The sequence below is a fragment of the Kineosporia sp. NBRC 101677 genome, assembly GCF_030269265.1.
In the GTDB taxonomy this organism is placed as follows: domain Bacteria; phylum Actinomycetota; class Actinomycetes; order Actinomycetales; family Kineosporiaceae; genus Kineosporia; species Kineosporia rhizophila.
In genome coordinates this window covers 56,898-68,556 of sequence record NZ_BSTA01000015.1, presented here as the reverse complement: position 1 = coordinate 68,556, position 11,659 = coordinate 56,898, and the positions used below count along the sequence as shown (strand labels likewise).

Here is an 11,659-nt window from a genome sequence, read left to right as displayed (position 1 = left end):
TTCAAGCCTGTCGGCCGGCCTGCCGCCGGTCATTGCCTCCTACTGCCCAGTGGCCCTTCCAGGCATCCCCCCTACGGTAGTAGCGCAGGCACTACCTACGGGACGAAGGAGCATCAGGTGCCGATCTGGTTAGAGGCCGGATTCTGGGGCCTTCTGGCCGGCAGCGCCCTGGTTCTGGGCGCCTCCGTCTCCTGGTTCCTGAACGTGCCCCAGCGGGTCGTGGCCGGGGTGATGGCCTTCGGCGCCGGCGTGCTGATCTCGGCCCTGGCCTTCGACCTGGTCGACGAGGCCGAGACCACCGGCGGGCTGCCGCCCACGGTGCTGGGCTTCCTGGGCGGCGCCGCCGTCTACGTGGCCGCGAACGTGGCCCTCAACCAGTACGGCGCGCGCCACCGCAAACGCTCGGGCGCCCAGCAACCCTCCGAGAGCCAGCACCAGGGCAGCGGAGCCGCGATCGCGGTCGGCGCCCTGCTGGACGGCATCCCCGAATCCGTCGTCCTGGGCCTGTCCCTGCTCAGCGGCGAGGGCGTCGGGATCGCCGTCCTGGTGGCGATCTTCATCTCCAACCTGCCCGAAGGTCTCTCCAGCGCCGCCGGGATGAAGCAGAGCGGACGCAGCGCCCGCTACGTGTTCGGGGTCTGGGGCGGTATCGCCGTGGCCAGCGGTCTGGCCGGGCTGCTGGGATCGGTTCTGCTGCAGGACGCCTCGCCGGCCACCATCGCGACGATCACCGCGGTCGCCGCCGGGGCCATCCTCGCGATGGTGGCCGACACGATGATTCCCGAGGCGTTCGAACGCACCCACCTCTACACCGGATTCATCGCCACGCTCGGCTTCATGCTGGCCTTCACCGTCCAGCGTCTCGGCTGAGTCCCCCTGTGGCAGCCTTGTAGCAGCCCTGTAGCAGCCGGTTTTCAGGCGGCGTCCAGGGCCGCGCGGTGCTCGTCCGAGAGCGTCACCGCCAGGGCTCCCAGCGATTCCTCCAACTGCTCGACCGAGCTGGCCCCGATCACCGGCAGCATCGCTGCCCGCCGCGGCGGCAACTCCTTGAGGGAGGCGCGGTCGCTGCCCGCCGGTCGATCCATCTGGCTCACCGGGCCGGCGATGTGCCAGGCCAGGGCGACCTGGTTGGCGGTGACCCCGAGTTCGTGGGCGATCCGGTGCACCAGACGCAGCCGCTCCACGCTGCCCGGGTGGTCGTACGGCGGCAAGGTCGCCAGCCAGGGGCGCACCAGCTGCCCACGCTGGTTCGGCGAGTAGGTCGCGATGGTCAGGTCGGGCTCCTGCGCGGCGTAGTCGATCCCCTCCGTGTCGACCACCGTCATCGTCGAGAGCCCCGGCCTGGGCCAGTAGATCGAGTGTTCCTGCTGCCAGACCCCGAATTCAGGACGTCCGGCGCGGCGGCTGTGCTCGCGGGCGACAGCGAGCCTCCAGGTGGCTGTGTTGGAAAGACCAGGAATGGTCACCAGGCCTTCCTCGACCAGGGCCGAGAAGGTGTCGGCGATCTCGGTGACCGGCAGCCGCCGGTCGTCCACGTGCCCGTAGTAGACGCCCACCTTCGAAAGTCCCAGGCGTTCCAGGCTGCCGGCCAGCTCGGTGCGCACCGTCTTCTCGGAGAGCCCCTCGAAGTTGGTCGGCCCGTCACCCCGCAACGGCCGGTCCTGCTCCAGCTTTCCCGCCCCGCTCTTGGTGGCGACCACCACCTCGTCGGCCACTCCCCGGTCGGCCAGCCAGCTGCCGAGGATCCGCTCGCTGTCACCGGCCTGCGTCCCCAGAGTGTCCTCGGTCCAGCTGCCGTAGTTGTTGGCTGTGTCGAAGAACCGGCCCCCGGCCTCGAAGTAACGGTCCAGCAGGGCGTACGACTCGTTCTTGCCGAGCTGGACGCCCAGGTTCATGATGCCGAAGCACACGGCGCTCACCTCGAGGGTGTTGGTGCCGCTGCGCAGCGTCCTGGTCTGCGGTGTCGCGTTCATGCCGATAAAGCTAGGCCGGAATTGGTCGGGGATCCCGGTCCAATCCAGCTTACAGAATCCGGACCAATCCCGGCCGATCCGGAACCGGACATGGTTAGCATCGGGCTGATGTTCACCGTTGGAGCCGTCTCGCTCAACCTCCCGGACGGGCCGGGCTCGCTCACCCGGCGCCTGTGCGCGGCGTTGCGCGAGGGCATCCAGACCGGCCGACTGGCACCCGACTCCGCCCTCCCACCCAGCCGCTCACTGGCGTCCGAAATCGGATGTTCTCGCTGGGTGGTCACGGAGGCCTACGGCCAGCTGGTGACCGAGGGATACCTGATCGCCACCACCGGCTCCGCCACCCGCGTGCGCGGCACCGCGACCGGCTTCCCGACCGGTGCCGCCCACCAGCTCGCACCCCCTCCCCGGCCGCGCTTCGACCTGACCCCCGGTGTGCCCGACCTGGCCGCCTTCCCCCGCTCCCGCTGGGCCGAGGCCTACCGCCAAGCCGTTCTCGACCTGCCGAACGATCTGCTGGCCGGCCGCGCCCTGATCTCCACCAGTGCCGCCCGCACCACCCTGACCGACTTCCTGCGCCGCACCCGCCAGGTGCAGGAAGACCCCTCCCAGCTCAGCCTCACCACCGGCTCCACCGCCGGGATGGGCTGGCTGACCGCACTGCTGGCGAAACTGGGCCACACCCGTATCGCCGTCGAAGACCCTTCCTGGGCAGGCCTTCGCGCCGTGGCCCGCCGAGGCGGGATCACCCCCGTCCCGATCCCCGTCGACCAGCACGGACTCGTGGTCGGCCGGCTGTCCGAACACCGTGACGTCCGCCTGGCCCTGGTCACCCCGGCCCACCAGTTCCCCGTCGGTGTGGCCCTTTCCGCAGCGCGACGACTCGAGCTGATCGACTGGGCCCGCCGGGTGGACGGCCTGATCATCGAGGACGACTACGACGCCGACTTCCGTTACGACGCACGACCGGTGGCCAGCCTGCAGGGCCTGGCCCCCGACCGCGTCGTTCTGCTCGGCTCGCTGTCCAAGGCCCTCTCCCCGGCCATCGAACTGGGCTGGCTGATCATGCCGCAGCCGCTGATCATGGCCCTGCTCGGACTCGACCTGGACCGCATCGTCAGCCCTTCGCCCATCACCGTCGAGGCGCTCGCCGTGATGATCGAACGGGGCTGGTACGAGCGGCATCTGCGGGCCCAGCGGCTGCGCTACCGGCGCCGGCGCGAGCTGTTCGTGGACGCCCTGGCCCAGCACCTGCCCCAGACCCAGGTCACCGGCCTGGCCGCCGGGCTGCACCTGCCCCTGCGGCTGCCCCCGGGCACCGACGCCGCCGAACTGGTGCGCCGCGGCGCACGCCGGGAACTCGGCCTGGTCAGCGCCGAGCGCTACCGCATCCGCCCGCTCGACGACCCCGGTCTGGTGCTGGGTTTCGGCAACCTGCGCGACAGCCGCATCGACGAGGCGGTGCAGCGCCTGGCCGTTGCGACTGCGGAAAGCGTCAGGTCGCCGAGAAGACGGCCACGATGAAGTCGTCCTCCGGCGAGAACGGCCGCAGGTCCCAGGTGCTCAGCAGCACGTCGGCGTTCAGGCCGGCCTGCACCGCGTCGCTCAGGAAGTCGTCCACCTCGTAGCCCCGGCCGGCCCCGAAACCGATCACCACCCGGCCGCGCTCGGCCAGGTGCAGCCGGAAGCGGCGCAGGATCTCGCCGCGGGTGTCGGGGGCACAGAACGTCATCACGTTGCCCGCGCAGACGATCACGTCGAACCGCCGGGGCGTCCCGTCGGGCTCGGTCAGCTCCAGCGTGGACAGGTCGCCGGTGAGCCAGAGCGGCCCGGGGTGGTCCACCTCGGCGGCGGCGATCAGGGCCGGGTCGAGATCGACCCCGACCACCTGGTGCCCCTGCCGGAACAGGTACCCACCCAGCCGACCCGGGCCGCACCCGGCGTCGAGGATGCGGGAGCCCCGCCCGGCCATCGCGTCGATCATCCGCGCCTCGCCGTCCAGGTCGGCACCCTGAGCGGCCATCTTGCGGAAACGCTCGATGTACCACTGGGAATGACCCGGATCCTCGGCGAGCCGCCGCAGCCAGAGGTTCTCCTGGGTCATTGCGCACTCACTCTCAACTGGTCACCCTGCTTACGTTCACCTACGCCACCGACCCTACTCGGGGGCCGAAGGTCCCCGGCCCAGGGCACATCGGCCCGAACTCGCAACGAACCGAACTCACAGCGGCCCGAGCACGTCGGCCGGGTCGGCCTGGAGGTCCAGCCCGGTCAGCACCTGTCGCAGGGCTCGCTCCTCGAAGCGGAAGTGGCTCTCCATGACTGCTCCCACTCCTTCCAGGTGCCGGGCCAGCTCCTGCGGCCCGGCCCGGCGATCCACCGCCGCCTGCAGTCCGCCCAGCAGGTGGGCGATCATCGAGTGGTCCTGCTCCAGCTTGCGCAGGGTCTCGCGCAGGTCGGGACGGGCCTGGGCGATGGCCGGGAACAGTGTCCTGTCCTCCCCGCGGTGATGCGTGTCCAGCGCTGCACAGAACCCGTGGCAGTGCAGCAGCAGATCCCGGGCTCCCTCGGCGCCGGCGGTGCGGGAGATCTCCAGGGCCTCACGCAGCCGGGCATGCACCCGCAGCAGTTCCTGACCCCAGGCGACGAGCCTGGTCTCTTCTCTGCCTTGTTCTTTGCTCTCGACCACTGATTCGCCGCCCTCAGACACGGGCGGACGAAGGGAACGACGCGAACATCGCCGTACTCCTTCTGATCCGGCGCCTCCATGCCTGACACGGACTGCCACCGGCACGCGACGCTGCGCATCACCCTACCCGATCGGCGTAGCCGCCGACCCGACTCGTCCGTGAGTGCCTCGCTCTGGGAGGTTTCGGCGCTCACAGGCGGCTGCCGGCCGGACAGCCACTAGGCCGGACGGGTGGCGCGGCCGGGCGGTCGAACACGTTGGGTAATGCCTGTGCGACAGCTGACGACGAGAGGCGGGACAGTAGCTAGCTGGGCCGGACCTGAAAGGTCCCTCCGGCCTGAACGGGAAGGTTCCCATGCGCGCAGCAACCCGTAGGCGTATCGCCGTACCGGCCGCCATCACCTCCGGCCTGCTGGTCAGCGGCCTCCTGGTGTGGCACACGTCCAACGCAGCGTTCAGCGGCGCTACCCAGAACGCCGGCAACAGCTTCGCCACCGGCACGGTCTCGCTGACCAGCGACCGCCCCGGCGCCGTCCTGTTCAACCTCACCGGGATGTCGCCGGGCAACCCCGAGACCGAGTGCATCACGGTCGAGTACACCGGTACCGCGGCCTCCACCGTGACCCTGGCCGCCCGGTATCCCAACAGCGACACGGTCGCCGCGCACCCGCTCGCCACGTACCTGAACTTCGCGATCGAAGAGATCCCGCTGACCGGGGACTGCAAGGGCGCCTCGGCGGTGACCAAGACCGCCGACGTGCAGGCCGCGCAGACCACCCTGGCCAACAAGGTCGCGAACATGTCCTCCGGCGTCGGCACCGGCGTGAACTGGGCGGCGGCGACCACCGGGGCCAAGAAGCGGTTCCGTTTCGTCTCCGAGGTGCAGTCCACCAACTCCGCGCAGGGCCTGAGCGCGACCGTGAACCTGGTCTGGACCGCGACCAGTAACGCGTGATGAGCGGCCGGCGTCTCGGGAGCGGCCTGGTCGGCACCGGCCAGGTCGTCTCCATCCTGGCCCTGGCCCTCGCCGGTGGCCTGATGGTGTGGGGCGCGCTGCCCCTGCTGCTCGGCTGGTCCACCCACGCGGTGGTCAGCGGTTCGATGAGCCCCCAGGTCCAGGTCGGTGACGTCCTGGTCTCCGGCGAGGTCGCGCCCTCGGAGCTGCGCCCCGGCATGGTCGTGCTGTTCCGCGACCCGGTCGACCCGGAACGCGTCATCTCGCACCGCATCGCGGCGGTGAACGAAGACGGCTCGTTCACCACCCAGGGCGATGCCAACCCCACCGCCGACACGGCCGCGGTGCCGGCCGGCAACGTGCTCGGAGTGGCCCGGCTGCGCGTGCCCTGGATCGGCTACCCGGCCGTCTGGCTGGGCGAGGCCCGCTACGACCTGGTCGCCGGCACCCTGGCCAGTGTGATCGGGATGACCCTGCTGGCGCTGTGGCCGGACCGCAGGCCGGGTGACGACGGCGGGGCCCCCGGCCCGGCCGCGGCCGAACCCTGGCCCTGGCTGGTTCACATGCGTACGCCCTGACCGCCACCATGGACCGATGCGACCGTTCCGGATCGACATCCCCGCCGCGGACGTCCACGATTTGCACCATCGCCTGAAACAGACCCGCTGGCCGACCCCGGGCACCACCCGCGACTTCTCGCAGGGCCTGCCGCTGGAACTGGTGCAGGACCTGTGTGAAGACTGGGCGCACGGCTACGACTGGCCCGCCACCCAGGCCCGGCTCAACGAGATCCCGCAGATCACGGCCCGGATCGACGGCCTGAACATCCATGCGCTGCACGTGCGTTCGCCCCGTGCGGATGCAACCCCCCTGATCCTGACGCACGGCTGGCCCGGATCTTTCCTCGAATTCGAGGACGTCCTGGCTCCTTTGACGCTCGGGGACCCGGCCTTCCACGTCATTGTCCCCTCGCTTCCCGGCTACGGGTTCAGCGATCAGCCGACCGAGCCCGGGTGGGGTGTCCGGCGCATCGCCCGGGTCTGGGTCCAGCTCATGACATCGTTGCATTACACACGTTTCGTGGCAGCCGGCAGCGACTGGGGCACGAGCATCAGCACGTGCATCGGCCTCCAGCATCCGCAGCGGCTTCTGGGCCTGCACCTGATACCGCCGCTGGCTGCTCCTGCGCCCGGACAGCAACCCACCCCCGCCGAAGCCGCAGCACTGGCCGAACTCGCCGAACGCTCCCGCGACGCGTCGGCCTACTCCGAGGTGCACCGCACCCGACCGCAGAGCATCGGTTACGCCCTCACCGACTCCCCCGCCGCACTGGCCGCCTGGATCGGCGAGAAGCTCCTGACCTGGACAGACGGTACCGAAGCGCTGAGCCGGCGGCAGATTCTGGACAACCTGAGCCTGTACTGGTTCACCCGCACCGGCGCGTCCTCGGCCCGCCTCTACGCCGAGAGCATCGCCGAGGTGGGCTCCTGGTTCACCGATCCCGACGCGATCGGGCCGCTCACGGTGCCCACCGCCGCGACCGTCTTCCCGCGCGAGGTGCCCCGGCCGTCGCGGCGGTGGGTCGAGCACCGCTTTCCGCATCTGGTGCACTGGGGTGAGCCATTGCACGGCGGGCACTTCGGGGCCTGGGAGCAGCCGGAACTGTTCGCCGCCGAACTGCGGGCCGGCCTACGGGCCCTGCTCAGCGCCTGACCCGAACCTGATCCAGTCATGAAAAAGGCCCGGACCAGCGGTCTTCGACCGGGTCCGGGCCACCAGGTGCTGATGCGCGCCTGAAAAGATTTGTAGCTACAAGGCTGCGCGCAGCCGCGCCAGTACCTGCTCCGCGTCCCACGAGTAGTCGTACTTCTCGCTCAGGCAGTCGTCGTCGATGCAGTTCATGACGGCGGTGAGGGCCCGGCTCGCACGTTCGTTGAGAACGACGGACACGTAGCCGGTCTCCGGGTCGCGGGTCACTGCGATGACCGGCTCGGACTCCTCGAAGACCTGATCCTCCTCGAACTCGCTCTCGAAGAGATCGTCACGGGACAACAGCGGGCTCAGTGCATTCACTTTGAACCTCCAATAGAGCCTGGCGACACAGCGTCAGGACCTCGTGCCTCTTATCTTCCGGACCTGGGAGGATTTGGCAACCGGGAGGTAGTGACCTGTGTCACTTTGAGCTGGACGGAGAGATCTACCGAGAGTCAGGGGACGCTCTCCAGCCCGGTCGTGGAAGTTCTTGCCGCAACTGACAACTCCCGACCGGGCCGCAGACGCATCCGGATCGGCGATTTACACAGTGCATTCGGCCCGCACGTGAGCGGACTCACTCAGCCCCGCGTCCCGAGCCGACCGAACAAGATCGAGAACGGGTACAGTACTTGAGCCGGATTGAGATCTGGCCCGATTCCTGGCGGCCGACGACCGCGTTTCGCCCGCTTCCAGGCCAGAATCAGCCCGGGGCGGGCGGGTTGAACCGCCTCAGCGGGCCGCTGCCGCGTCGTAGCGCTCGCGCGCCTCCAGAACCCCCGGCATGTGGCTGCGCGCCCAGCGTTCCAGTTCCAGCAGCACCGGACGCAGCGTCTGGCCCGCCTCGGTGAGCTCATACACCACCCGCGGCGGTACCTCGGCGAACGCCTGACGCACGACCAGACCGTCACGTTCGAGCGCCTTCAGCGTCTGCGAAAGCATCTTCGGCGAGATCCCGGCCACCCGGTCGGCCAGGTCGCGGTACCGCGCCGGGCCGTCGGAGAGGACGCCGATGATCAGAACCGTCCAGCGGTCACCGATCCGGTCGACCAGCTGCCGGCTCGGGCAGTTCGGGTCGTACGGATCCCACTCGATGTCCTCGTTGCCCATCGGCGCCTCTCCTGTTCACGCGTCCATGCTCCGGCTCAGTAGGCCACACCGATGCGCTGACGCCGGTGTGCCCCCGCCTCGATCTCGTCAACATAGGCGATCGCGTAGTCGTCACCCGAAATCGTCTCTGCCCCTTCGAGCAACACGTCGCCCCCCTTCCGGAACGTGCCCGTGCGCTCACCGGGGTTCCACGACCCGAAGGCCGGGGCGGGGCTGACGTAGAACCAGTCCAGCTCGGCCGGGCTCTCGCGCAGCGCCTCGAGGATCGCCCGGTGGCTGCCGGCCTCACCCTTGTACGCGTCGGGGAACTCGGGGGTGTCGATCAGCGCGGGCCCACCCTCGGTCACGAACAGGGAGCCGGCGCCCCCCACGAAGCTCAGGCGCGCGCCCTGGTCGAGCGACACCTTGGTGAGCAGGGGCAGGGCGGCAGCCAACTCGGGCTGGCCCTCCTCGCCGGGCAGCGCCCGCAGGGCCACCACGATCTGGTCGGCCCCCTTGGTCACGTCCGCGACGAACGCCTCGTCGTGGATGGACCCGGTCAGCAGCTCGACCCCGGCCCCGACCTCCTTGGCGTGCCGGGCGACACCGACCACCTCGTGGCCCCGCGAGACCAGCTCGGCAGCGATCTTGCCGCCCGCGTAACCGGTGACCCCGAAGATGACGACCTTGGACACGATGAACCTCCTGGCTTGCTGTTGGATAGCTACTATCCAGAAGATAGCGAACAGGTAGGGGCCGCGCCAACCCGCCGAATGGGGATGTTGGCCAGGTCACCCGGGTGCCTGCGCCTCCGGTGGAGGGGCCAGGGTCGGGTTGGAACGACCAGACGGGAAGACCACCGGGACGATCCGGGCTAGGACGAGCAGCAGGGTGACGATCACGCCGAGTTCAGTCGGGCCCGAGTTCAGTCGGGCCACGTTCGATCGGGCCACGTTCGATCAGGCCACGTTCGATCAGGCCACGTTCGATCAGGCCACGTTCGATCAGGCCACGTTCGGTCGGGCGGTCCGCGTCGACCAGGTCCGGCTCGGCCGTTGGACTCGGCCAGACAGGACGACCATGGGAATGCACCGGACGGGACGCCGTCAGCAAGCAGGTGGCTGGTTCTACCGAGCGATGAGTCGGACCAGGCGCCAGGCCGAGCCGGTCGGGCTGAGCCGGGCCGACCGCAATGCCCGGGGCCGACTCGGCCGGACAGGCCGACCGCGAGATGGACCGGGTAGGGCGCTCTTAGGAGAAGGAATCCAGATCCCTACCGGCCATTTCGGCGGACTGCCGGGCCGGGTAGACCTACGAGTGCTCGCCCCCCGTTCCAAGCCGCCTCGCGCTCGTCGAGCCCACCCTCGACCAACGACGCCACCAGCAACTCGGCGAAGCGCAGGGTGCCCGGGCGGGCGGCGAAGGTGCCGGTAACCACGCGAGCAGCAAGCTCGTCCTCCAGACCAACGGGGCTGGGCCAGGCCGACCGGACTGAGTCGGTCGGGCCACCCGTGACCAGTCAGGGGGGCTGCTGCGATGCTGGCGGTTGCAGGCTCGGTGGCTGCGGGCCCGGTTGTGGGGGCTGCGGTAGGTGTGGACCCGATTGCGAGGACCAGGTCCGGCTCGGCCGTCGGGCTCGGCCGGACAGGACGGCCACGAGATGAACTGGACGGGAAGCCGTTAGCGAGCAGCGAGCTCGTCCTCCGGACCACCGGGCTGGGCCAGGCACCCAGGTCGACCGAGTCGGCCGGACCGAGTCGACCGGACCGAGTCGACCAGGTCCGGCCCGGCCGTCGGGCTCGGCCGGCAAGGACGACTGCGGTACGACCGGAGGGGTGCCGCTGGCGAGCAACCGGCCGGTTCTCTAGCGCAACGGGCTGGGGCGGCCGGCAGCCCGACGGCGACCGCCTGGTCGTCACGGTCTCCGTGCTCGACCCAAGCGCACGGGCTTCACCAGTTCGCTGTGTGGGAGGTCCCGGTCGATCCGCAGGGCCCGGCCCCGCGCCGGCTCACCTGGGGCGGCACCGGCGAGTCCCGGCCGGTGTTCACCGGGCATCACCGGCCGGCAGGACAACAGACCCGGGGATGTCTGGCCTCGCAAGACAACGGGTTTGCCGAGGACGCGCCCACGCCCTACAGGCAGGCTGGTTCATTGTGGAGAGGTGACAGCTGGCCAAAGCTGCTTGTGCAAACCCCAAGACGGCTGAGAGCAAGCAGATGGAATTCGCGCCCGCCCCAGGTCAATCCAACAGCGAGCCGACCCGCGGCGTAGGTCATTCCCACGAGCCAGGGGCAGGCCCACAGGCACTGATGCACCCACACCCGAGCCCTTGACCAGGTGACCAGGTGACCGGGGCAGGCGGGCCGATCTGCGCGCTGAGGTCGGCCACGGGCAGGAAAGCGCCTCAGGCGACCGAGAACCCGCCGTCCACAAAGATCGTCTGGCCGGTGACGTAGGCCGAGGCGTCGGAGGCGAGCCACACCGCGACCCCCGCGTAGTCGTCCAGTTCGCCGTTGCGGCCGATCTGCGTGCGGGCGGCCAGCGCCTCGGCGCGGCCGGGAATCGCGAAAGCCTCTGCGGTGAGCGGGGTACGCACGAACCCGGGGCCGACGGCGTTGCAGCAGACGCCCCGTGAGGACCAGGCCTCGGCCTGGGAGCGGGTGAGGCCGGTGACCGCGGCTTTGGTCACCCCGTAGCCGCCGCTGTTGCCGAAGGCGCGCACGGCCTGCTGCGACGCGATGTTGATGATGCGGCCCCAGCCCCGCTCGGCCATCGCCGGACCGAAGGCCTGGCCGAGCAGGAAGGCCGCGTGCACGTTGACCGCCATCATCCGGTCGTAGTCCTCGACGCCGAGCTCGCCCAGGGGCGGCCGCAGGTTGAGACCGGCGGAGTGGAGCAGGATGTCGATGTCACCGTGCTCGGCCGCGGCCTGCTCGGCGACCCGCTGGACCTGCGCCCGGTCGGACAGGTCGGCGGCGATCCACCCGGCCTGCACACCGTCGGCCCGCAGTCGTTCGGCGTTCTGGGCCAGCAGCTCCGCCTGGCGCGCCACCAGGATCACCCGGGCCCCGGCCCGCCCGATCGCCTCGGCCATGCTCAGCCCGATGCCCGAGCTGGAGCCGGTGATCAGGGCGGTGCGGCCGGAGCAGGAGAACAGCCGGTCGAGAGCGGGATGCATGCCCGGACCCTAGTCCGGGCAC

The 11,659-nt window shown here is 70.1% G+C and carries 14 protein-coding genes; 6 read left to right on the top strand and 8 right to left on the bottom strand.

What is annotated here, in order from left to right; genetic code table 11:
• Nucleotides 1–117: 117 nt before the first annotated feature.
• The gene (locus QSK18_RS31970) at nucleotides 118–870 is read left to right on the top strand and encodes a ZIP family metal transporter (RefSeq protein ID WP_285626879.1); all 753 of its coding nucleotides are present in this window, start codon (nucleotides 118–120) and stop codon (nucleotides 868–870) included.
• Between the two features lie 44 nt (nucleotides 871–914).
• Here the strand turns inward: QSK18_RS31970 and QSK18_RS31965 are convergent, their stop codons facing one another.
• Entirely contained in the window at nucleotides 915–1,973 is a 1,059-nt protein-coding gene (locus QSK18_RS31965; RefSeq protein ID WP_285626876.1) for an aldo/keto reductase, read from the bottom strand.
• Nucleotides 1,974–2,081: 108 nt separating this feature from the next.
• Here QSK18_RS31965 and pdxR point away from each other — a divergent pair, with 108 nt between their 5' ends.
• Nucleotides 2,082–3,497, top strand: coding sequence for a MocR-like pyridoxine biosynthesis transcription factor PdxR (gene pdxR, locus QSK18_RS31960; RefSeq protein ID WP_269810760.1), 1,416 nt, complete (start codon nucleotides 2,082–2,084; stop codon nucleotides 3,495–3,497).
• Here pdxR and QSK18_RS31955 read toward each other — a convergent pair.
• Together QSK18_RS31955 and QSK18_RS31950 are read right to left on the bottom strand one after the other, a co-directional pair.
• A complete protein-coding gene (locus QSK18_RS31955) occupies nucleotides 3,469–4,077 on the bottom strand; it encodes a class I SAM-dependent methyltransferase (RefSeq protein ID WP_232813291.1) in 609 nt (202 codons plus the stop codon). The genes pdxR and QSK18_RS31955 overlap by 29 nt on opposite strands.
• Nucleotides 4,078–4,194: 117 nt before the next feature.
• A complete protein-coding gene (locus QSK18_RS31950; protein WP_285626870.1) occupies nucleotides 4,195–4,683 on the bottom strand; it encodes a hemerythrin domain-containing protein in 489 nt (162 codons plus the stop codon).
• A gap of 334 nt (nucleotides 4,684–5,017) precedes the next feature.
• Here QSK18_RS31950 and QSK18_RS31945 point away from each other — a divergent pair, with 334 nt between their 5' ends.
• Genes QSK18_RS31945 through QSK18_RS31935 form a run of 3 tightly spaced genes read left to right on the top strand, consistent with a single transcriptional unit; the run spans nucleotide 5,018 to nucleotide 7,330 of the window.
• Nucleotides 5,018–5,617 (top strand): hypothetical protein, encoded by a 600-nt coding sequence (locus QSK18_RS31945; RefSeq protein WP_232813289.1) that lies wholly within the window; start codon nucleotides 5,018–5,020, stop codon nucleotides 5,615–5,617.
• Nucleotides 5,617–6,195 (top strand): signal peptidase I, encoded by a 579-nt coding sequence (locus tag QSK18_RS31940; protein ID WP_232813288.1) that lies wholly within the window; start codon nucleotides 5,617–5,619, stop codon nucleotides 6,193–6,195. Before QSK18_RS31945 ends, QSK18_RS31940 begins: the two co-directional genes overlap by 1 nt.
• Nucleotides 6,196–6,211: 16 nt before the next feature.
• A complete protein-coding gene (locus tag QSK18_RS31935) occupies nucleotides 6,212–7,330 on the top strand; it encodes an epoxide hydrolase family protein (RefSeq protein ID WP_285626866.1) in 1,119 nt (372 codons plus the stop codon).
• Between the two features lie 96 nt (nucleotides 7,331–7,426).
• Here QSK18_RS31935 and QSK18_RS31930 read toward each other — a convergent pair whose 3' ends face one another.
• The 4 genes from QSK18_RS31930 to QSK18_RS31915 form a co-directional block, all read right to left on the bottom strand.
• Nucleotides 7,427–7,690 (bottom strand): hypothetical protein, encoded by a 264-nt coding sequence (locus tag QSK18_RS31930; protein ID WP_232813286.1) that lies wholly within the window; start codon nucleotides 7,688–7,690, stop codon nucleotides 7,427–7,429.
• Between the two features lie 411 nt (nucleotides 7,691–8,101).
• Entirely contained in the window at nucleotides 8,102–8,479 is a 378-nt protein-coding gene (locus QSK18_RS31925; protein WP_232813285.1) for a winged helix-turn-helix transcriptional regulator, read from the bottom strand.
• A 35-nt stretch (nucleotides 8,480–8,514) separates the two neighbouring features.
• Nucleotides 8,515–9,153: an NAD(P)-dependent oxidoreductase gene (locus QSK18_RS31920; RefSeq protein ID WP_232813284.1), complete on the bottom strand. Its 639-nt coding sequence runs from the start codon at nucleotides 9,151–9,153 to the stop codon at nucleotides 8,515–8,517.
• Nucleotides 9,154–9,249: 96 nt separating this feature from the next.
• Nucleotides 9,250–9,411, bottom strand: a complete 162-nt coding sequence (locus tag QSK18_RS31915) for a hypothetical protein (protein WP_285626859.1) — start codon at nucleotides 9,409–9,411, stop codon at nucleotides 9,250–9,252.
• On the opposite strand from QSK18_RS31915, the gene QSK18_RS36330 reads away from it, so the two are divergent.
• Nucleotides 9,350–9,892 carry a pentapeptide repeat-containing protein gene (locus QSK18_RS36330; protein ID WP_502894301.1) on the top strand — a complete coding sequence of 181 codons (543 nt, stop codon included), beginning with the start codon at nucleotides 9,350–9,352 and terminating at the stop codon, nucleotides 9,890–9,892. The two genes, QSK18_RS31915 and QSK18_RS36330, sit on opposite strands and share 62 nt — an antisense overlap.
• A 971-nt stretch (nucleotides 9,893–10,863) precedes the next feature.
• On the opposite strand, the gene QSK18_RS31910 is transcribed toward QSK18_RS36330, so the two are convergent.
• Complete coding sequence (locus QSK18_RS31910; protein ID WP_232813283.1) at nucleotides 10,864–11,637, bottom strand: SDR family NAD(P)-dependent oxidoreductase; 774 nt, start codon at nucleotides 11,635–11,637, stop codon at nucleotides 10,864–10,866.
• Between the last annotated feature and the right edge of the window lie 22 nt (nucleotides 11,638–11,659).